The 20,922-nt window shown below is 44.2% G+C and carries 17 protein-coding genes; 12 read left to right on the top strand and 5 right to left on the bottom strand.

What is annotated here, in order from left to right:
* Window positions 1–79 precede the first annotated feature (79 nt).
* Window positions 80–202: a hypothetical protein gene (locus GGE08_RS16125; RefSeq protein ID WP_257024025.1), complete on the top strand. Its 123-nt coding sequence runs from the start codon at window positions 80–82 to the stop codon at window positions 200–202.
* Here GGE08_RS16125 and rsmG read toward each other — a convergent pair whose 3' ends face one another.
* A complete protein-coding gene (gene rsmG, locus GGE08_RS12250; RefSeq protein ID WP_179385177.1) occupies window positions 203–838 on the bottom strand; it encodes a 16S rRNA (guanine(527)-N(7))-methyltransferase RsmG in 636 nt (211 codons plus the stop codon).
* A 114-nt stretch (window positions 839–952) separates the two neighbouring features.
* Here rsmG and GGE08_RS12255 point away from each other — a divergent pair, with 114 nt between their 5' ends.
* The 3 genes from GGE08_RS12255 (at window position 953) to GGE08_RS12265 (ending at window position 5,942) form a co-directional block, all read left to right on the top strand.
* Window positions 953–2,056 (top strand): fatty acid desaturase family protein, encoded by a 1,104-nt coding sequence (locus GGE08_RS12255; protein WP_179385178.1) that lies wholly within the window; start codon window positions 953–955, stop codon window positions 2,054–2,056.
* A 12-nt stretch (window positions 2,057–2,068) separates the two neighbouring features.
* Complete coding sequence (locus GGE08_RS12260) at window positions 2,069–3,256, top strand: pyridoxal phosphate-dependent aminotransferase (protein ID WP_179385179.1); 1,188 nt, start codon at window positions 2,069–2,071, stop codon at window positions 3,254–3,256.
* A 214-nt stretch (window positions 3,257–3,470) separates the two neighbouring features.
* Window positions 3,471–5,942 (top strand): DUF5686 and carboxypeptidase regulatory-like domain-containing protein, encoded by a 2,472-nt coding sequence (locus GGE08_RS12265; RefSeq protein ID WP_179385180.1) that lies wholly within the window; start codon window positions 3,471–3,473, stop codon window positions 5,940–5,942.
* 130 nt (window positions 5,943–6,072) lie between these two features.
* Here the strand turns inward: GGE08_RS12265 and GGE08_RS12270 are convergent, their stop codons facing one another.
* A complete protein-coding gene (locus GGE08_RS12270; protein ID WP_179385181.1) occupies window positions 6,073–7,563 on the bottom strand; it encodes a TrkH family potassium uptake protein in 1,491 nt (496 codons plus the stop codon).
* On the bottom strand, window positions 7,563–8,912 hold the full coding sequence (trkA, locus tag GGE08_RS12275) for a Trk system potassium transporter TrkA (protein ID WP_179385182.1): 1,350 nt from the start codon (window positions 8,910–8,912) through the stop codon (window positions 7,563–7,565). Before trkA ends, GGE08_RS12270 begins: the two co-directional genes overlap by 1 nt.
* A 195-nt stretch (window positions 8,913–9,107) precedes the next feature.
* On the opposite strand from trkA, the gene ubiE reads away from it, so the two are divergent.
* Window positions 9,108–9,836 carry a bifunctional demethylmenaquinone methyltransferase/2-methoxy-6-polyprenyl-1,4-benzoquinol methylase UbiE gene (gene ubiE / locus GGE08_RS12280; RefSeq protein WP_179385183.1) on the top strand — a complete coding sequence of 243 codons (729 nt, stop codon included), beginning with the start codon at window positions 9,108–9,110 and terminating at the stop codon, window positions 9,834–9,836.
* Window positions 9,837–9,840: 4 nt separating this feature from the next.
* A complete protein-coding gene (locus GGE08_RS12285; protein ID WP_179385184.1) occupies window positions 9,841–10,539 on the top strand; it encodes a porin family protein in 699 nt (232 codons plus the stop codon).
* Window position 10,540: 1 nt separating this feature from the next.
* Here the strand turns inward: GGE08_RS12285 and GGE08_RS12290 are convergent, their stop codons facing one another.
* Window positions 10,541–11,224: an RNA methyltransferase gene (locus tag GGE08_RS12290; protein ID WP_306456994.1), complete on the bottom strand. Its 684-nt coding sequence runs from the start codon at window positions 11,222–11,224 to the stop codon at window positions 10,541–10,543.
* 60 nt (window positions 11,225–11,284) lie between these two features.
* On the opposite strand from GGE08_RS12290, the gene GGE08_RS12295 reads away from it, so the two are divergent.
* From GGE08_RS12295 to accD, 3 genes are read left to right on the top strand one after another with little or no spacing between them, the layout of a single operon-like run.
* Window positions 11,285–13,870, top strand: coding sequence for a BamA/TamA family outer membrane protein (locus GGE08_RS12295; RefSeq protein WP_179385314.1), 2,586 nt, complete (start codon window positions 11,285–11,287; stop codon window positions 13,868–13,870).
* 53 nt (window positions 13,871–13,923) lie between these two features.
* Complete coding sequence (fbaA, locus tag GGE08_RS12300) at window positions 13,924–14,991, top strand: class II fructose-bisphosphate aldolase (RefSeq protein WP_179385186.1); 1,068 nt, start codon at window positions 13,924–13,926, stop codon at window positions 14,989–14,991.
* Window positions 14,992–15,018: 27 nt separating this feature from the next.
* Complete coding sequence (gene accD / locus GGE08_RS12305) at window positions 15,019–15,879, top strand: acetyl-CoA carboxylase, carboxyltransferase subunit beta (protein ID WP_179385187.1); 861 nt, start codon at window positions 15,019–15,021, stop codon at window positions 15,877–15,879.
* Between the two features lie 92 nt (window positions 15,880–15,971).
* Here the strand turns inward: accD and GGE08_RS12310 are convergent, their stop codons facing one another.
* Window positions 15,972–16,850: a hypothetical protein gene (locus tag GGE08_RS12310; RefSeq protein ID WP_179385188.1), complete on the bottom strand. Its 879-nt coding sequence runs from the start codon at window positions 16,848–16,850 to the stop codon at window positions 15,972–15,974.
* Window positions 16,851–17,025: 175 nt separating this feature from the next.
* Between GGE08_RS12310 and rpsO the strand changes: the two genes are divergently transcribed.
* The 3 genes from rpsO (at window position 17,026) to GGE08_RS12325 (ending at window position 20,853) form a co-directional block, all read left to right on the top strand.
* Entirely contained in the window at window positions 17,026–17,295 is a 270-nt protein-coding gene (gene rpsO / locus GGE08_RS12315; RefSeq protein ID WP_179385189.1) for a 30S ribosomal protein S15, read from the top strand.
* Between the two features lie 218 nt (window positions 17,296–17,513).
* Entirely contained in the window at window positions 17,514–19,754 is a 2,241-nt protein-coding gene (locus GGE08_RS12320) for a polyribonucleotide nucleotidyltransferase (protein WP_179385190.1), read from the top strand.
* A gap of 235 nt (window positions 19,755–19,989) precedes the next feature.
* Window positions 19,990–20,853, top strand: a complete 864-nt coding sequence (locus tag GGE08_RS12325; protein ID WP_100817395.1) for an RNA polymerase sigma factor RpoD/SigA — start codon at window positions 19,990–19,992, stop codon at window positions 20,851–20,853.
* Window positions 20,854–20,922 lie beyond the last annotated feature (69 nt).

Raw genomic sequence — 20,922 nt, forward strand, 5'->3', positions numbered from 1 at the left:
ATTTATATGTAAATTTAACGTTAACTAATTGTAAACTAAATGTAATGTGTCTATCTTTACATTTTAAAATCAATTTGTTATGACAGCAGGAATAAACGCATGGGGAAAATTGATGATCAAAAAGTATCAGCAATTATGGCAATATGCCAAGGACTACGCCAGAAAATGTAGATTGGTGTATAAGAGGATGTACAGTATTTAACTAACCCTTGTACTTTTGGGGCAAGTACACCACTTTTTTGGTCTCGAAAAACTCCTCTTCAAAATATTCATTCAAATCAAATACTTGGACGGTCTCATAACCTTTTAACTCTTCGGTAAGGTCGCCGCCCTTAAGGTAAAGTATGCCATTTTTTCGCTGGTGGGAGGAATCTTTTTTGATTTTTCCCTTGGTCCAGTGCACAAAGGTGGGCATAGCGGCCACCGCCCTGCTTACAATAAAATCGAACTGGCCCGGAATCTCCTCTACCCTGGAATGGTAGGTTTTCACATTCTGCAATCCAAGTCCTTCAACGACCTCATCCACCACTTTGATTTTTTTTCCAATGGCGTCCACAAGGGTGAACTTCACGTTTGGAAATAGTATGGCCAGGGGAATACCGGGAAAGCCACCACCAGTGCCCACGTCCAAAATCTGGGAACCTTCGTTGAACGTTTGGATTTGGGCAATCCCAAGGGAATGAAGCACATGGCGCAGATAAAGCTCATCAATATCCTTTCTGGAAACCACATTTATTTTTTGGTTCCAATCCTTGTACAACGCTTCCAGTTTGGCGAACTGCTCTTGTTGTTCATTGTTGAGCGTCGTAAAATATTTAAAGACAAGTTCCGCTTTCATCTACAACCATTATTTTTGACAAAACTAATACTTTTAACGACCTTAACACCGTTCTAACATAACCTTGTTAACCTAAAGAAGCATTTTAGTTACCTTTGTAAAAAATTTTTTTTTATGAATACGAATACCATCCGGTTTTCACGAAAGGATTCCGCACAATTTTTCAGAACATTGAACAAAAGAGTGAACGAATACTTCAAAGAAAATAACCTCAAGAAAACCGGGAACTGGAAACTTCACTTGAAAACGATAGTGATGTTCGCCATTTTTTTGACCCCCTATTTTTTAATGTTGACCCTGGATTTACCCTTTTGGGGCTATTTGTTACTTTCCATAACCATGGGCGTGGGAATGGCCGGAGTGGGAATGAACGTGATGCACGATGGTAATCACGGAGCCTACTCCAACAAAAAATGGGTAAACAAGCTCATGGGCAGCAGCATTTACATTTTGGCCGGAAACGTCTACAACTGGCAAGTACAGCATAATGTGCTGCACCACACCTACACCAACATCCATGAACACGATGAGGACATGGAAGCAGGAAGGATCTTAAGGTTCTCCAAGCATGCCGAATGGAGAAAGCACCACAAATTTCAACACTACTATTCCATTTTGCTTTATGGTCTATTGACCTTTAACTGGGCAATCACCACAGATTTCCAACAGATGTACCGTTACATGAAACGGAAATTGAGCTATGGTAAACTGCCCAATCCAGTCATCAACTGGAGTACTTTGGTCATAACAAAAGTGATTTACATAACCATTTGGATCGTGCTACCATTGATTTTTGTAGACATTGCCTGGTGGCAGGTACTTCTTGGATTCTTTATCATGCACTATGTGGCAGGAGTTATCCTAAGCGTTGTTTTCCAATTGGCACACATTGTGGATCATGCGGACACACCGCTTCCCGATGAAGCCGGAAACATGAAAAACACTTGGGCCATCCACCAATTGTTTACCACCGTGAATTTTGGCACCAAAAACCGTATCGTAAACTGGTTTACCGGCGGATTGAACCATCAGGTGGAGCATCACATCTTCCCGAACATCAGCCACATCCATTACACAAATATTTCCAAAATTGTGAAACAAACGGCACGGGAATTCAATTTGCCATACCACGAGTACAAAACTACCAGAAAAGCTATAATTTCGCACTTCAAACATCTGAAGGAGCTGGGCAAAAATCCAGCCGTTCAGTACCAGTAAAAAGAAGCACTAATGAGCAACCATCTATCTGACAGGATCAAGAACATGTCCACGTCAGCAACTTTGGCCATGGCCGCCAAAGCACGGGAATTACGAAATGAAGGAAAGGATATTATCGGCTTGAGCTTGGGGGAACCCGATTTCAACATTCCCGATTTTATCAAGGATGCCGCCAAACAGGCCATCGACGAGAATTATAGCAGCTACACACCAGTAGATGGATATGCGGAGCTAAAGACCGCCATTTCCAATAAGTTCAAAAGAGATAATAATCTTGATTATAAGCCTAACCAAATCGTGGTTTCCACAGGAGCAAAGCAATCGCTGTTCAATGTGGCCATGGTGGTTCTGAATCCAGGGGACGAGGTGATATTGCCTGCACCCTACTGGGTAAGCTATAGCGATATCGTAAAATTGGCCGAAGGCGTTCCAGTGGAAGTCCTTACCCAAATCGATACCGATTTTAAAATGACGCCCGAGCAATTGGAAGCGGCCATCACCCCCAAAACAAAAATGCTCTGGTTCAGCTCGCCCTGCAACCCCAGCGGCTCAGTGTACAGCAAGGAAGAATTGGAAGGTTTGGCCGAGGTACTTAAAAAGTATCCAAACATTTATGTGGTCTCCGACGAAATTTACGAACACATCAATTTTGCTGGCGGACACGTAAGCATAGCCGGGATTGATGGCATGTATGACAGAACGGTGACCGTGAACGGCGTATCCAAAGCCTTTGCCATGACGGGCTGGAGGATCGGGTACATTGGAGCTCCCGAATGGATTGCCAAAGGATGTACCAAATTACAGGGACAAGTGACCAGTGGCGCAAATGCCATTGCCCAACGTGCAGTTATCACAGCATTGGAAGCTCCGGTAAGCAAAATCAAATACATGATTGACAAGTTCCATGAAAGAAGGGACCTTGTGCTTCAGCTCTTGGGAGAAATTGATGGGTTCAACCTAAACGTGCCAGAAGGAGCATTTTATGTATTCCCAGATATTTCCGCATTCTTTGGAAAAAGCTTGAACGGTGTTGATATCAACAATGCCTCGGATTTTTCGCTCTATTTGTTGGAACACGCCAATGTGGCCACCGTTACAGGTGAGGCGTTCGGAAATCCAAATTGCATCCGTATTTCCTACGCAGCATCAGAAAATGAATTGAAAGAAGCCATTAAGCGTATCAAAGACGCCTTGAGCTAATTGAGAATATAAATACCAATTAAAGGACCTTAGCTTTGGCTAGGGTTTTTTTTTGGATACAATTCAGACCATAATTTCTACTGCATATCCTTAAAATAAAACGATTGGGTTTTTATTATGATTCCTTCTCCTTGACCTTTGCTATATTTACTCTGAACAGGGATGTTCCCCAAATAACCGTGTCACTTAACTCATAGGTTTAGTATCAACTGCTATGTACCATAAAATTATACTTTCATTGTTTTTGATGCTGATGAGCATCGACTGCGGAGCACAAGTCTTTGGAAAGGTTACCAACTCGGAACAAGAGCCTCTTCCCTTTGTCAATATCTATATCGAAGGTACTCTTAATGGAACCACTACCAATGATGCCGGAACGTATCAATTGCCTTTCTCTTCCGGTCAAGAGCAAACCATCGTTTTTAAATACTTGGGCTACAAGACAGAAAAGAGAACCCTAGCAGCCAATCAGAACAGCGTTGAATTGAACATGGTACTCCAAGAGGAGAGTGTACAATTGAGCGGGATTGAAGTGAATGCCAAAGAAAATCCCGCCAATTACATCATTCAAAAAGCCATTGAAAAAAGAGCTGACATTAAAGAACAGTTGGCCAACTATACCGCAAGTTTCTATTCCAAAGGATTGATCCGCATCGAGGGTGCTCCCGAACGAATCCTAGGTCAGGATTTGGGAGATTTTGGAGGAGGACTGGATTCTACACGAACGGGTATCGTATATCTTTCCGAAACTGTTTCCAATATTGCAAAAAAAGACAAAGATTTTACCGAGACCATTGTAGCCTCCAAGGTGGCAGGAGACGACAATGGATTTAGTTTCAACGCGGCCTCCGATGTTGATTTCTCCCTATACGACAACTCCTTTTCACTCGGAGGTGCCACCCAGTTGGTATCTCCCATAGCTGAAAATGCCTTTAATTACTACAACTATGAGTTGGTAGGCACCTTTTATGATGATGGAAATATCCTGATCAACCAAATCGAAATCACACCAAAGCGGGAGCAGGACAAGACCTTTAGTGGTACCATCTACATTGTTGAAAACGACTGGTCCATTTACGCTGCCGACCTTCAAACTACTGGACAGCAAGCGCAGATTATTCCTGTGGATACTTTTTTTCTGAAACAACGTTTCAATTACTCCCCAAAACAAAAGTTATGGCTCAAAGTATTGCAAAGTCTGGATTTTAAATACTCCATTTTGGGTTTTAAAGGTGATGGTCGATTTACAGCAGCCTATAAGGATTATGACCTTGAGCCCAATTTGACCAAATCAGACTTTACCAATAAAATCTTGGATTTTGAGGAAAACGCCAATAAAAAAGACTCACTATACTGGTCAAGTCTACGCCCTGTTCCATTGACACAGGAGGAAAAAAAGGATTATCTCAAAAAGGATAGCATTCAAGTTATCCGGAAATCCGAACAATATTTGGATTCGATAGATGCGAAGGGCAATCGATTTAAATGGTCAAACCTATTTTTGGGCTATACCTACAGCGATACCTTCAATGAAACCTATTATGTGGCGGGGTCACCAATTCAGAATCTGTCCTTCAACACGGTGCAAGGATGGCATGGCTCGCTAACGCTGGATTATATAAAATTAAATGAGGAAAAAGGCAGCCGATTTAGCCTTGGCGGAGCCCTTAATTATGGGCAGTCCGACAAACGTTTAAGGCCCACTTTTTCCATGTCGTACCGTTTCAATAAGTTCTCCAGGCCCTATCTAAGGTTCAGGGCGGGCACAGAGGCGGTTCAGTTCAATGGAGAAGAGCCCATCACTCCGATAGGCAACACCATTGCCACACTTTTCTTTGAAAATAACTTCGCCAAATTCTACGACCGTACCTTTACGGAGGTCTTCCATTCCATAGAGTTGACCAATGGGATTCGAGGAAATATATTGGTTGCCTACGAAGACCGCAAGCCGCTCTTCAATACTGTATCGAGCACCCCATTTAGTTCCAACCTTGCTGATTTTTCGTCCAACAACCCTCTGGACCCCACCGACACCAATAATGCTGGCATTGTGGACCATACCTTGGTGCGGATGGATTTGGGGTTCCGTATCAGGTTTGGCCAAAAGTACCTGAGCTATCCCAACGAAAAAGTCAATATCCCCAACGAACGGTATCCGACGCTCACGCTGGGCTATGAAAACGGTTTTTTGTCCAACAACAGCGACAACCACTTCCACCAGTTCAAAGCCGGCTTGTTCCAAGCCTTTAACATTGCCGATAAGGGACGTTTTGCCTACAATTTTAGAGTAGGCAGCTTTTTGAATGCCGACAATATTTCATTTGTGGATTATCAACATTTCAATGGCAACGAATCCCACGTCACCGTAAGAAGCTATATGGATTCCTTTTTTCTACTGCCCTATTACAACTTAAGCACCAATCAAAGCTATTTTGAAGGGCATGTTGAGCATAATTTCAAGGGTTGGTTCATGAACAAACTACCCCTATTGCGCAAACTGAATGCCCATTTAATTTTTTCAGGCAAGCTATTGGCCACCGAAGGAAATACGCCCTACACTGAGTTTGGCATTGCATTGGGAAATTTAGGCATTAAAAAATTCCGGTTTTTACGTGTAGGATATGCCCAAAGCTATTTTAACGGCAAGGTGGAAAGGGGCCTCAACATAGGGCTGACCTTTCCGTAGTGGGTAAATTCTTCCCCGAATTTCAACTTTGATACATTGACTTGTGGTTCAATGCCATCCGTTGTTATCCTTTTTGATTAACACAGTGCATCAAATTAAAAACGATTGTTTTTGAAAGGGTTCGATGAACTTAGGTCTTTTTCCAGAAATAAGGGGTTAGGACAATCAGCACCGTAAAGAGTTCCAATCGGCCCAAGAGCATTAAGAAGCCACACCACCATTTTCCAGCTGCCGGAAGACTGTTATAGTTGCTCACCGGGTTCAAGCTACCCAAAGCAGGACCTACATTACCCAGGGAGGAGGCAGAACCACCCACGGCAGAAACAAAGTCCAATCCCAGAAAACCAAGCACCAACGACCCGATAATAAACAGCAACATATAGAGTACGAAAAAGGCGATTACATTATAGACAATATGCTCTGTTACCGTCTTTTGATTGTATCGAACAGGAATCACGGCGTTGGGATGGAGGGTACGCTTAAACTCCAAAATTCCATTTTTAATGATGAGCAAGTGGCGCATCACCTTGATTCCCCCTGCCGTGGAGCCCGCAGACCCTCCGAGGAACATCAAACCGAAAAAGAAAACCGTTAAAAAAGGGGTCCACGAGGTAAAATCTGCCGAGACAAAACCCGTGGTGGTAATAACCGCTATCACTTGAAAAAGACTATGCCTAAAGGCACTTTCGGCTTCACCAAAAATCATGGGGTGAAAATCGGAAACCGGAACATCTGCTTTGAAGTAAACGCCCAAAGCAACAATCAGTGTAAATATCACGATAAACCCAAAATAATATTTGAATTCCTCATCCCTTAAAATACGCTGTCCGCGACCCGTGAGCGCAAAATAACTAAGTACAAAATTACTTCCTGCCAAAAACATAAACAGAATAACGATATACTGAATCAAGGGTTGGTCGTTCCAATAGGCCAAACTGGCATTTTTGGTAGAAAAACCTCCGGTGGACATGGTTGCCAAGGCATGGTTGATGGCATCAAAAAAGGACATTCCCGCAAATTTGAGCAATAAACTTTCCAATACGGTGTAACCAAAATAAATCAGCCACAGACGCTTTGCGGTATCGGTAATCCTAGGGTGGAGCTTGTCACCGCCCGGACCAGGCGCTTCAGCGGCAAACAACTGCATTCCTCCAATACCGAGCAACGGCAATATGGCAATGGCCAGAACGATGATCCCCATTCCCCCGATCCAGTGCGTAAGGCTTCGCCAGAGCAAGATGCCTTCGGGCAGGGCCTCAATATCATCCAGAATAGAAGCTCCCGTTGTGGTATAGCCCGACATGGTCTCAAAAAAAGCGTCGGTAATGGAAGGTATGGCCCCGGAAAATAGGTAGGGCAGGGTTCCCGATATAGACATGATGATCCATCCGAAGGTCACAACAATGTACCCTTCCTTCCTTTTGACCTCTTTTTTATGACCACGGGTGTAGAACATGGCCATGATTCCAAAAAGCATGGTAACAATGGCGGCAAGCATAATATCCATGGTAACGCCGTCTTTGTAGATACCGCTCGTCAAGGCTGCCAAAAGCATAAAGGAACCATTGCAAAGCAGCAATAGCCCCATAATATGGATAATGATCTGTGTATTGAGCTTCATTAGAGGAACAGCTTTTCTATCCGTGGAATGGCTTTGGGCAAGCAGCAGACCACAACCTTGTCCCCTTCCATGATCCTAAAATCACCAAGGGCAATTATCCCTTCTCCATTTCTGATAACCCCACCTATACTGGCCTCTCTGGGAAAATTCAACTCTCGGATAATCTCTCCGTTCACCAAGGAGGTAGCTTTCACCTCAAACTCCAAAATCTCGGCATTTAAATTGTTCAACCGGGTCAAGGCCAATACCTCGCCCTTACGGATGTATCTGAAAATACTATTGGCGGCAAGGAGCTTTTTATTGATCAAGGTGTCAACTCCAATAGAGTGGGACAACTGAAAGTAATCCATATTTTCCACCAAGGCGATGGTCTTCTTGATCTTTTTGTTCTTGGCCACCAAGCAGGACATAATATTGGTTTCGGAGTTCCCCGTTACCGCAATAAAGGCATCCATGGATTCGAGGTTCTCCTCTTCCAGGAGTTCCACGTTCCGTCCGTCTCCGTTTATAACCAAGGCATGCGGTAGTTCGTCGGCAATATCAAAGGCCTTTTCCTTGTTCTTTTCAATCAATTTTACGTTGAATCTTTTGTTGCAAAGGTCGCGTGCCGTTTTAAAACCAACTTTGCTTCCTCCCAAGATCATCACATTTTTGATGTCCTGTTTTTGCATCCCTGAAAGTTTGTACAACTCCTCTACCCCTTTGTCAGAAGTAATAAAATACACCTGATCGCCTTCTTTGAAGACGGTATCACCCCGCGGGATCAAAGTGAATTGGGTACCCGTACGCTGCAAGGCGATGGGCATAAAATTGAGTTCCGGGAAAATTCGTGCGGCTTCCTTGACCATTTTACCAACAAAAGGCGCGGTTTTGGGCAGAATTACCCCAAACATGGTCAACAGACCTTCTTCGAATTGGTAGGTATCGTTAAAAGCGGACTGATTGAGCATCAACTGGATTTCCATGGCGGCAAGTCGCTCGGGAGAAATCAGTTCATCGATGCCCAGCTGCTCAAACTTGATCAGTTCCCGGTTGTCCATAAACTCGGTATTGGATATACGCGCCATGGTCCGCTTACAACCCAACTGCTTCGCAAGAACACACAAGGTCAAATTGGTGGTCTCCGATGCCGTAACCCCGATCACAAGGTCCGAACCGTCCACTTGGGCATCCTGCAAAACCTGGATAGAGGTCGCATCGCCGCGAAGCACCCGAATGTCCAAATGGTTATCCGCATAGGACAGTCGTTCCTTATCGGTATCGATCAGGGTAATTTCCTGCGCTTCGTAAGACATTAATTTTGCCAAATGAAATCCCACTTCACCAGCACCTGCAATAATGATTCTCATGGATTAGAATAGGATGTGTTCTTAAATAAGTTCAATTTGCACCATACAACTTGTGCAAGGATTGGTACGCCCAACGTAAAGTCCATACTTTTAAACAACTACGGGAAAATAAATTCCGTCAGGGGGCAAAATTACACAAATATTTTTGTCTTCATCCCCTAACCTAAGTTGTATATTTGCGATCAAATTGAAGTAATGTCGAAAAAGGTAACCCCGTACAAAGAATCGGAGCTTGGTAAAAAAGAGCAGGTAAGGCAAATGTTCGATAATATTTCGGGAAGCTACGATGGTCTGAACCGCGTAATTTCCTTTGGAACAGATGTTAAATGGCGTAAGCGCATCGTGGCCTTTTTAAAGGATAAATCCCCCAACTCCATCTTGGATATCGCAACGGGCACCGGGGACCTGGCCATTGCCATGGCCAAAACAGGGGCCGAAAAAATTGTGGGCCTCGACCTATCCCCCGGGATGTTGGAAGTAGGAAAACACAAAGTGGCCCATAAAAAACTGGACAGCACCATTGAAATGGTGGTGGGCGATAGCGAGAACCTGCCTTTTGAGGACAACTCCTTTGACGCCATTACCGTTGCCTTTGGGGTACGTAATTTCGAGGACCTGGAAAAAGGACTGGAAGAGATTTACAGGGTACTCAAGCCAAAAGGACATTTTGTGGTATTGGAAACCTCCGTTCCCACAAAAACTCCATTTAAACAAGGATACAACATCTACACCAAACATATTATGCCCTCCATTGGCAAACTATTCTCCAAGGACAGATCGGCCTACACCTATTTGAGCGAATCGGCGTCTGTTTTTCCACATGGGGAGGCTTTCAACAATATTTTGAGGAAAATTGGGTTTATAGGAGTAGAGAACAAACCACAGACAATGGGTGTAGCATCCATTTATGTTGCTTCAAAATAGATTGATGAAAAATCTCCTGATTTTCTTTGGACTGATTGTACTATCATGCCCAATGGCCCAAGCCCAGTTTGGAGGCGATCCAATATTGAACCTTCAGAACGAGGACAAAAAGTTCCTTAATTGGGGGTACTATCTCGGTTTTAACCAATACGATTTCCAGTTTGAATACAAAGAAGACATAGGAAGGGATATTTTGGTGGATAAGAGTTTTGGTTTCAATGTGGGGTTGATTGGTGAACTGCGAATCAACGAGTTTTTGGATGCCCGTTTTGAACCGGGTCTACTGTACACAGCCCGAACTTTGGGTTTTCCCGGTTTTACTAATCAAGCGGATGCCATTCGCGAGGTACGGTCTACCTACATTCGATTTCCACTGTTGATCAAGGCCAGCACCCGGAGAATCGGAAACTGGAAACCATTCATCACAGCTGGGGTGTACACGTCCATCAATCTTGGGAGCAATGAGGACAGCTTGGACGATAACAGCACGGGGCAATTCCGTATGAAACAGAATGTGTATGGGTATGAACTGGGATTCGGGATTGATCTCTACACTGAATATTTCAAATTTACCCCATCCATTCGTGGCGTTTTTGCGCTAACGGATGAACTGGTTCCCGACAATGACCCAAACAGCCCATGGACCGGAAACATAGCAGCCATGCGAACAAGGGGCATTTTTATCAATTTTACCTTTGAATAACTTATCCTCTTCGGATTTCGTTCAATAGGATGGCCGTTGCGGTGGCGACGTTCAAACTTTCGGTGGTGGCCCCACCAAACTGCGGAATCGATATCCGCTCAGTAATCAACTTGCCGATTTCCTCTGAAATTCCGTTGGCCTCATTGCCCATAACCAAAATGCCATTTTCACCCAAATTAGTGCGATAAACAGAGGCTCCGTCCATATAGGCGCCATAAATCGGACGTTCCGATTCACTCAGATAGTCAGCAATATTGGTATAGGTAACGGAAACCCGTGCAATGGAACCCATGGTGGCCTGCAGCACTTTGGGATTGTAGCAATCTACGGTATCCTTAGAGCACACCAATTCATCTATACCGAACCAATCGCACAATCGGATGATAGTGCCCAAATTCCCCGGGTCTCTAACCGCGTCCAACACCACAGTCCAATCCGCTTTGGTTTTATCCCTGAGCTCCATCATGTGAAAAACACCCAAAATACCGCTGGGATGGGTCAAACTGCTCATTTGTTTCAACACTTGGGGCGAAACCAACTCCGCATCTTCAAACTTTTTCAAAAGGGTTGAATCGTCAACAAAGAGCGCAAAGGGCTTTACAGTGGCCTCCATCAGTTCCCGAACCACCTTTTCGCCTTCCACTACAAAAAGACCGTGTTGAGATCGGTACTTTTTTTGCTTCAAGCTTACAACTAGTTTAATTTGGTTTTTTGTAACCATCTAAATCGTGTATTTTTGGCGTCTATGAGTGGTTTTGGTGTATCGTGCAACTGGGCAAAAATAGGATTATTGTTGCTTTTGCTAAGCATTTTGGGTTGCAATACCTTAAAAAAGGTTGGGGAGGATGAACTATTGCTCACCAAAAACACCATTCTGGTCGATGACGAAAAAGTGACCAGCAGCGAAATAAAAGGTCTTATCACCCAAAAACCCAACAGCAGCGTACTGGGGTACCCTTTAAAGCTGAACCTCTATAACCTTGCCAAAGAAAATCCCGACTCTTCCTTTGAAGATTGGCTGAACCGAAAAGAAAAAAGGGAAAAACGCCTGAACAATCTGCTCTCCGAAAAGCAGGTAAACCGCCTGAGGGAATCCTTCATGGTAAAGGGCGCGAGCGAATTTCTCAAACGTATCGGGGAACCTCCGGCGATTATCGACACTTCAAAAACAAACAAATCTGTCAGTAAGTTAGAGGCGTACTACAATACCAAGGGATACTTCAACAACTCAGGGGAATACGAAATCATCCCCGGAAAAAACAGTAGAAAGGCACAAATCGAGTATCGTGTGACACTGAACAAGCCCTATATAGTGGACACCATTCAAAAAAACATCACCTCGCCCGAGTTGGATTCCATTTATAAAAATGCCGAGCGTAGTAGCCTTGTGAAACAGGGAGAACAATTTGATTTGGAAAAATTCACCTTGGAACGGGAGCGGTTGACCAATCTTTTCCGGAATTCGGGAGTCTACAATTTTCAGGAAAGCTCCATCAACTACAATATTTTACGGGATACCACCCTCGCTGCGGACGACCAATTGATGGATGTACAGTTGAACATCAAAAAATTTCGAAGTACCAACGACAGCACCGACACCAGCATGCCCTATAAAGTGGCACGACATAAAGAAATCAACATTTATGCGGATTACGATATTGGTGGCGGCACGGACACCTTGCAAAAAGTGGAGTACGAGAATTACAACATTTACTATAAAGGAAAATTAAAGTACAGGCCAAAAGCACTTACCGATGCCGTTTTCTTTGAAAAAGATAGTATCTACAGGGATTTGGACCGTATTCGTACCTACAGGCAGATTACGAACCTCAATACCTTTAAGTATCCGAACGTTGAGTTTATACCCGATTCCACACACACCCATTTGGAATCGAATATTTACCTAGCTGCCAAACCCAAATACTCGTTAAACCTCAATTTTGACGTAACCCATTCGAACATTCAAAGGGTGGGAACTGCATTTAGCGCCGGTGTAATTACCAGAAATGTATTTGGCGGTGCGGAAACCTTGAATGTCTCCGCTCGCGGTTCCATTGGTCTTTTGAGCGACGCATCCTTGTCCAACGAAACCTTTACCTCCGAACTTGGTGGTGACATCAATATTACATTCCCAAGGATCTGGCTGCCCTTCAACACCGAGAGGATTATTCCATACTACATGCTGCCACAGAGCCGACTATCGGCCGGTACCAATTTTCAAAAGAACATTGGTCTGGACAAACAGTCCCTTAACTCCGTCTTGTCGTTCAACTGGTCTCCCACAGAACGATTAAAGAACAATATAGAATTGATAAACGTTGAGTTTGTGCGCAATGTGAACCCAAACAATTTTTTCAACGTCTACCGGAATACATTTTCCAATTTGGACGACATCGCCGATGCCTTTCAGGACGACCCTAAGTATGCGGATTTGTTCAATCCCGTGGATGAAGAGGGCGAGGATCCCCGATTGAACATTCCAAGAGGTGCCAATGATTTTGTGCGTCGTGTGCTGGAGGGTGAAATCCCAGTGAGCAACGACGATTTTGAGCAAGTGAACAGCATTGCCGAAAGACGTAGACGACTAACGGAAAACAACCTCATTTTTGCCAGTAACTTTACCCATACCAAAAACAGCAAATCCGGAATCAACGATTTGGATTTTTACCAATATCGCATCAAACTGGAAAGTGCGGGCGCTATGCTTTCCCTGCTCACCAATGTGATTCCCTACAACCAAAACGACCAAGGCCAAAACCTTGTTTTCGGTGTACCCTTTTCCCAATATGTAAAAACAGAATTCGATTACATTCGCCATTGGAGCATTGGAGGCGGTCAGGTCATCGCTTTTCGAAGTTTCTCCGGAATTGCGATTCCCTACGGCAATGCAGACAATATTCCCTTTGTACGAAGTTACTTTGCCGGTGGCTCCAACGACAACCGTGCATGGAATGCCTACGAATTGGGCCCGGGTAGAACCAACAACATCAACGACTTTAACGAAGCCAACCTAAAACTTGCCTTAAATCTGGAATATCGATTCCCCATTGCCGGAGACGTAAAAGGTGCCCTTTTTGCCGATGCTGGGAATATTTGGAACGTATTCGATAACGAGAACAACCCAGAAGCCATTTTCAGCGGATTCTCCTCATTGGCCGATATTGCACTGGGTACGGGATTGGGCTTGCGGTACGACTTTACCTATTTTGTATTCAGGTTGGATGTAGGATTCAAAACCTACAATCCCGCCAGAGAGGGTTCGGATCGTTGGTTCGATGGGTACAACTTTAAAAGAGCGGTCTTTAACATCGGGATCAATTATCCCTTCTAGAGCAAATATTTTATTACTTTTGTTTCCTATTTAATTCGAAACCAATTTAAACTATGTCCCACAATATAAAGCCCGGCGTTGCTACCGGGGATGAAGTACAAGCAATTTTCAACCATGCCAAAGCCAACGGATATGCACTTCCGGCCGTTAATGTGATCGGATCGGACAGTATCAATGCCGTCATGGAAACCGCTGCCACACTAAACTCTCCCGTAATCATTCAATTTTCCAATGGAGGGGCCCAATTCAATGCTGGTAAAGGACTTTCCAACGAAAACCAACAAGCTGCCATTTTGGGAGCCGTTGCAGGAGCAAAACATGTACACCAATTGGCCAAGGCTTATGGAGCTACCGTGATTCTTCATACCGACCACTGTGCCAAGAAACTGTTGCCTTGGATCGATGGGCTTTTGGACGCTAGCGAGCAACATTATAAAGAAACTGGAAAATCCTTGTTCAGTTCGCATATGATCGACCTTTCCGAAGAACCGCTCGAGGAAAATATTGAAATCTGCAAAAAGTATCTTGAGCGCATGAGCAAAATGGATATGACTTTGGAGATTGAATTGGGAATCACTGGAGGAGAAGAAGATGGCGTGGATAATACGGATGTGGACGATTCCAAATTATACACCCAGCCCGAAGAAGTAGCCTACGCTTATGAGGAACTTTCCAAAGTAAGCCATAGATTTACCATAGCAGCTGCATTTGGTAACGTTCACGGGGTATACAAACCTGGAAACGTAAAATTGACACCAAAAATCTTGAAAAACTCCCAAGAGTTCATTACAGAAAAGTACGGAGTAGAGCACAATCATATCGACTTTGTATTCCACGGAGGTTCCGGTTCCACAGTGGAGGAAATCCGCGAAGCCATTGGTTATGGGGTCATCAAAATGAATATCGACACCGATCTACAATACGCATTTTTGGAAGGTGTTCGGGACTATATCCAAGGAAAAGCAGATTACCTACAAGCCCAAATTGGAAACCCAGAGGGTGAAGACCAACCCAACAAAAAGTACTACGACCCACGTGTTTGGCTTCGTGAAGGTGAAAAAACCTTTATTGCCCGCTTAAAAAAGGCTTTTGAAGATTTGAACAACGTGAACACCCTATAATCCTTTGTTTAATTAAATATTGATTGCATGTCGTCTTGGTTTAAAAGAAAGGAAAAAGGAATACAGACCGCTACGGAGGAGAAGAAAGACACCCCAAAAGGGCTGTGGTACAAATCCCCTACCGGTAAGATTGTGGAGGCCGAAGATTTGGCCAAAAACTTTTATGTAAGTCCAGAGGATGATTACCATGTTCGAATAGGCAGTAAAGAATACTTTGAGATTCTTTTTGACGATAACAAGTTCCGTGAGCTGGATACCAAAATGACTTCCAAGGACCCCTTGAAGTTTGTGGATACCAAAAAATACTCGGACCGTTTGCAGGCCGCCCAGAAAAAAACGGGCCTCAAAGATGCCGTAAGGACAGCAGTAGGCAAATCCCAAGGAAAGGATATTGTGGTCGCCTGTATGGACTTCGCCTTTATTGGTGGCTCCATGGGTAGCGTTGTCGGCGAAAAAATATCAAGGGCCATAGATGTGGCGAAGAGGAAAAAGATTCCTTTTGTAATGATTTCCAAATCAGGAGGCGCCCGTATGATGGAAGCTGCCCTATCCTTGATGCAGTTGGCCAAGACCTCTGCAAAGCTGGCACAATTGGCCGAAGCCAAGATTCCATATATTTCTTTGTGCACCGACCCTACAACGGGGGGAACCACGGCGTCCTACGCCATGCTTGGTGACATCAACATTGCCGAACCAGGTGCCTTGATAGGCTTTGCAGGGCCCAGAGTGGTAAAAGACACCACAGGAAAAGACCTTCCCGAAGGTTTCCAAACTGCGGAATTTTTGAAAGAACATGGTTTCTTGGATTTTATCACACATCGACGCGATTTGAAGAAAAAAATCAATCTGTACATAGATTTGATCACGAATCAACCCATAAGAGAATAATAAAAGCCCCGAAATCGGGGCTTTTTCATTTACTGTCGGTTCGAGCGCCGCCGGCCGGACGGGCAGGCAGTCGAGTACCTTTTACTTGAGAATTATTTCCTAAACCGTCGTAGATACACTTCCTCTTCGGTGCCATCAGCATTAGTAAGCGTACCTTTGGCATCGCAACTACCATCACCAAAATCGAGACGCGCGGTATTCCCCAAACGAGAAATATCCAAAACGCCACTTACAATAAATCGACAAGACAGTTCCCGTCGCAAGGGAGTAATCACTTCTTTTACAAATTCATTCCCTGCCCTACTGATATAGGTGCGCTTTCCAGTGATCAGGAACACATTATCGCCCCAAAACCCTGTACCGAATCCTTCAATCCATTCCCGGGTCCGGGTACCTGTAAAAGAAGCTGTATCCCCATTGGGCCATGTGGCCACAAAAGTAGCGTTGGCCGTTCCCTGTGGATTTCCGCTTTCATTGCTTCGCACCCTCACAATAGTGGCATCACCTTCTACCAAAACATCGTTAAACGTAAAATCCTCCAGGGTCAGTTCCACCCTATTGGAAGCAGCTTCCAAATCCAAGACATAGCTAAGGTTCACCTTTCCACTGACCAAATTTCCGGTGGGCAGCTCACATCCTTCCCCAAAATCTAGGGTAACCTCTCTCATACCTTGGTTCAAAACAACCGATACGGTAACGCAATCCGGCAGATAATCCGAACTATAATTCCCTTTTGAAGTGGCAGCAATCTCTTCCGTGGCGTATACATCTTCGGCAATGCTCATAATTTCTTCGGTGATCATATCCGTTTCGTCACTAAATTGTAGCTCTGTGGCCGACATGACCTCCGCCGTGGTGAGTTCCTCCTCATTTGAGGAATCTTTGCTGCAGGATACAAACATCAATAATAAGGTACCCGTAAGCAAAGAAGCGATTCCAGTTAAATGGATTGATTTTAGTCTCTTTTTCATACTGATTGAATTTATAGGTTTGCTTCTTGGATAGAAACTTTGGGAAAAGGTTTAATTTCCCATTAAAATTCGTAGATTAGGAAAAAGAGTTTATCTTTGCAGGCTGATTGCTCAACCTGAGCACCGCAAAGGAACTGACAATCAATACATAAAAATCATTTAAAAAAATATTGGAATGTATTTAACAAAAGAAGTAAAAGCCGAAATTTTCAAGAAATACGGCGGCTCTGAGAGCAATACCGGTTCTACGGAAGGACAAATTGCATTGTTCACGCACCGTATCAACCATTTGACAGGTCACCTTAAAAGGAACCACAAGGATTACAACACCGAGCGTTCTTTGGTGGCATTGGTAGGTAAAAGACGTAGTCTTTTGGATTACCTAAAGAAAAAAGACATTGAAAAATATCGTTCCTTGATCAAGGAATTGAATATTAGAAAATAAAACAATCGGGGAGGCTTTGGCTTCCCCTTTGTTTTGATTGGACGTGTTCCGATCACCCAAAAGTCCCGGGCAACCGGGCAAACACAAAAAGCTACAAATAGTTTTTCATTGGTCAAGTGCCTCCAAGGCACACACAACAACAACACAACCCGACCGCCCGGATGGCGGTAGACCAAATGTTTAACGACCCCGCCATAAGGCAGGGTAAGATTATTTTTATGATTCCAAAGACATTCAGAGAGGTCATAGACCTTGGCGACGGTAGAGAGATTTCTATCGAAACCGGAAAACTGGCAAAACAGGCCCACGGTTCTGTTGTTGTCCAATCAGGCAAGTGTATGTTGTTATGCACCGTTGTCTCCAATTACAAAGCTTCGGATGTGGACTTTTTGCCACTTACCGTTGATTATCGTGAAAAATTTGCTGCGGCAGGACGTTACCCAGGTGGTTTCTTCAAAAGAGAGGCCAGACCGAGCGATGGTGAAGTATTGACCATGCGTTTGGTGGATAGGGTATTGAGACCTTTGTTCCCCAAGGATTACCATTCCGAAACACAGGTGATGATCCAACTCATGTCGCACGACGAAGAAGTGATGCCTGATGCAATGGCTGGATTGGCCGCTTCCGCAGCCATCCAACTATCGGACCTTCCGTTCGAGTGCCCTATTTCTGAGGTACGCGTAGGTAGAGTCAATGGCGAGCTCATTATCAACCCAACCAGAGCCCAACTTGAAGAATCGGACATCGATATGATGATCGGTGCATCTGCAGATTCTGTGATGATGGTAGAAGGTGAAATGAGTGAGATTTCCGAAGAGGAGATGGTAGAAGCCATCAAATTTGCCCACGAAGCTATCAAAGTACAATGTGCCGCCCAAGTAAAATTGGCTGAAGCTTTTGGCAAGAAAGAAGTTCGTGAGTACGAACCTGAAACCGAAGATGCCGATCTGGAAAAGAAAATCCACGACATGGCTTACGACAAAGTTTACGAAGTAGCCAAGGCAGGTTCATCTAAAAAAGAACGTAGCGAAGCCTTTGCTGCGATCAAGGAAGAAATCAAAGCCTCCTTTTCCGAGGAAGAATTGGAAGAGATTGGTGATTTGGTTTCCAAATATTACCATAAAGCCGAAAAAGAAGCCGTTAGAAACCTTACCCTAGAGGAAGGACTTCGTTTGGATGGCCGTAAAACTACCGATATCCGTCCCATCTGGTGCGAAATCGATTATTTGCCATCGGTACATGGTTCTGCCATCTTTACCCGTGGCGAGACCCAAGCATTGGCTACGGTCACTTTAGGTACCTCAAGAGAAGCGAACCAAATAGATATGCCATCCTATGAAGGTGAAGAAACATTCTATTTGCACTACAACTTCCCTCCTTTCTCCACTGGTGAAGCAAGACCCATTCGAGGTACTTCACGTAGAGAAGTAGGTCACGGTAACCTGGCGCAACGTGCCTTAAAAGGCATGATTCCTGCGGATTGCCCATACACCGTTCGTGTGGTGTCCGAAGTATTGGAATCCAACGGTTCCTCTTCCATGGCCACTGTATGTTCCGGTACCATGGCATTGATGGATGCTGGTATTCAACTGAAAAAACCAGTTTCCGGAATTGCCATGGGATTGATTACCGATACCGAAACTGGTAAATATGCGGTTCTATCCGATATCTTGGGTGACGAGGATCACTTGGGCGATATGGACTTTAAGGTAACCGGTACTGCAGACGGTATCACAGCCTGTCAAATGGACATCAAAGTAAAAGGGCTTTCCTACGAAATCTTGGTAAAAGCCTTGATGCAGGCCAGAGATGGCAGAATGCACATTTTGGACAAATTGGTAGAAACCATTGCCGAGCCAAGACCAGAGGTGAAATCCTACGCACCTAAAATAGTGACCAGAGTAATCCCAGGTGAATACATCGGAGCCTTGATCGGTAAAGGTGGTGAAGTCATCCAAGAACTTCAGAAAACAACCAAGACCACTATTGTGATCAATGAAGATCCTGATACCGAAGAAGGTATCGTGGAAATCTTGGGTACAGATCAAGATGGTATCGACAAGGTATTGGCCAAAATCGATGCTTTGATGTTCAAACCGGAAGTAGGTAGCGTTTACGAAGTAAAAGTCATCAAAATGCTTGACTTTGGAGCTGTGGTGGAATACACCGAAGCACCTGGCAATGAAGTTCTGCTCCATGTATCCGAATTGGCATGGGAACGTACTGAAAATGTATCCGATGTGGTGAACATGGGTGATGTGTTCGATGTGAAATACTTCGGGCTGGACCCAAGAACCAAAAAGGAAAAGGTATCAAGGAAAGCCTTGTTGCCAAAACCTGAAGGCTACAAAGAGCGCGCACCAAGAAACGATAGAGATGGTGATCGCAGAGGCGGTGACCGTAGAGGTGGTGGCGACCGCAGAGGTGGCAACCGCGATAGAAAGCCGAGAAGGGATTAACTATCAACCTTTCTAGATATAGAAACAACCCCGGGGAAATTCCTCGGGGTTTTGTTTTTTAATAGAGTCAGGGTCTTACATTGTCACTTCGAGCGCAGTCGAGAAGTGGTCGATCTCAATAGCTAGAAATGAGGTTTTTTTAAAAAAATGTAACTAAAATGTAACTTTTTCCGTTTGATGAACGTATAACCTATTGAGCTCCGGTTCACAAAACAAAATTTGAAGGGATAATTAGATGAGACAGTTAAAGATTACAAAACAGGTTACCAATAGGGAAACCGCGTCGTTGGACAAGTATTTGCAGGAGATTGGAAAAGTGGATTTGATTACCGCCGATGAGGAAGTGGAATTGGCACAGCGCATTAAAGCGGGAGACCAGGTTGCCCTGGAAAAATTGACCAAAGCCAACCTTAGGTTCGTGGTTTCTGTAGCAAAACAATACCAAAATCAAGGGTTGACACTTCCGGATTTGATCAATGAAGGAAACTTGGGCCTTATTAAAGCAGCCCAGCGTTTTGATGAAACCCGTGGATTTAAATTTATTTCTTACGCTGTTTGGTGGATTCGTCAATCCATTCTTCAGGCCTTGGCGGAGCAGTCCCGTATTGTTCGTTTGCCGTTGAACAAAATCGGTTCCATCAACAAGATCAACAAAACCTTTGCTTTCTTGGAGCAAGCGCACGAGCGTCCACCTTCCGCAGAGGAAATTGCCAAAGAATTGGACATGACCGTGGAAGATGTGAAGCAATCCTTGAAAAACTCGGGTCGCCACGTATCCATGGATGCACCTTTGATCGATGGTGAAGATTCCAACCTATATGATGTACTGCGCAGTGGGGAATCCCCTAACCCAGACAAGGAACTTTTGCACGACTCCCTTCGTACAGAAATCGAGCGTGCATTGGAAACCTTGACTCCTCGTGAAGCCGATGTTATCCGACTTTACTTTGGTTTGGCCGGACAACATTCCATGACCTTGGAAGAAATTGGGGAAACTTTTGACCTGACCAGGGAGCGTGTTCGCCAGATTAAGGAAAAAGCTATCCGAAGATTGAAACACACCTCCAGAAGTAAGATTTTAAAGACTTATTTAGGATAAAGGGTAAAAAACACACGAATAATTACAGTTAAACTATCCTTAAATTTGATTTTTGGCAGGAAAGTTGTA

Origin of the sequence: Allomuricauda sp. ARW1Y1 (assembly GCF_013407935.1) — a bacterium.
Lineage (GTDB): Bacteria > Bacteroidota > Bacteroidia > Flavobacteriales > Flavobacteriaceae > Flagellimonas.

What these genes read in the sequence shown, in the direction of transcription:
- accD (WP_179385187.1), top strand. Translation starts at nt 15,019, where the DNA reads ATGTCGTCTTGGTTTAAAAGAAAGGAAAAAGGAATACAGACCGCTACG.
- GGE08_RS12255 (WP_179385178.1), top strand. Translation starts at nt 953, where the DNA reads ATGAATACGAATACCATCCGGTTTTCACGAAAGGATTCCGCACAATTT.
- GGE08_RS12270 (WP_179385181.1), bottom strand. Translation starts at nt 7,563, where the DNA reads ATGAAGCTCAATACACAGATCATTATCCATATTATGGGGCTATTGCTG.
- GGE08_RS12320 (WP_179385190.1), top strand. Translation starts at nt 17,514, where the DNA reads ATGATTCCAAAGACATTCAGAGAGGTCATAGACCTTGGCGACGGTAGA.
- GGE08_RS12310 (WP_179385188.1), bottom strand. Translation starts at nt 16,850, where the DNA reads ATGAAAAAGAGACTAAAATCAATCCATTTAACTGGAATCGCTTCTTTG.
- rsmG (WP_179385177.1), bottom strand. Translation starts at nt 838, where the DNA reads ATGAAAGCGGAACTTGTCTTTAAATATTTTACGACGCTCAACAATGAA.
- GGE08_RS12325 (WP_100817395.1), top strand. Translation starts at nt 19,990, where the DNA reads ATGAGACAGTTAAAGATTACAAAACAGGTTACCAATAGGGAAACCGCG.
- GGE08_RS12295 (WP_179385314.1), top strand. Translation starts at nt 11,285, where the DNA reads ATGAGTGGTTTTGGTGTATCGTGCAACTGGGCAAAAATAGGATTATTG.
- fbaA (WP_179385186.1), top strand. Translation starts at nt 13,924, where the DNA reads ATGTCCCACAATATAAAGCCCGGCGTTGCTACCGGGGATGAAGTACAA.
- rpsO (WP_179385189.1), top strand. Translation starts at nt 17,026, where the DNA reads ATGTATTTAACAAAAGAAGTAAAAGCCGAAATTTTCAAGAAATACGGC.
- GGE08_RS12265 (WP_179385180.1), top strand. Translation starts at nt 3,471, where the DNA reads ATGTACCATAAAATTATACTTTCATTGTTTTTGATGCTGATGAGCATC.
- ubiE (WP_179385183.1), top strand. Translation starts at nt 9,108, where the DNA reads ATGTCGAAAAAGGTAACCCCGTACAAAGAATCGGAGCTTGGTAAAAAA.
- GGE08_RS16125 (WP_257024025.1), top strand. Translation starts at nt 80, where the DNA reads ATGACAGCAGGAATAAACGCATGGGGAAAATTGATGATCAAAAAGTAT.
- GGE08_RS12285 (WP_179385184.1), top strand. Translation starts at nt 9,841, where the DNA reads ATGAAAAATCTCCTGATTTTCTTTGGACTGATTGTACTATCATGCCCA.
- GGE08_RS12260 (WP_179385179.1), top strand. Translation starts at nt 2,069, where the DNA reads ATGAGCAACCATCTATCTGACAGGATCAAGAACATGTCCACGTCAGCA.
- trkA (WP_179385182.1), bottom strand. Translation starts at nt 8,912, where the DNA reads ATGAGAATCATTATTGCAGGTGCTGGTGAAGTGGGATTTCATTTGGCA.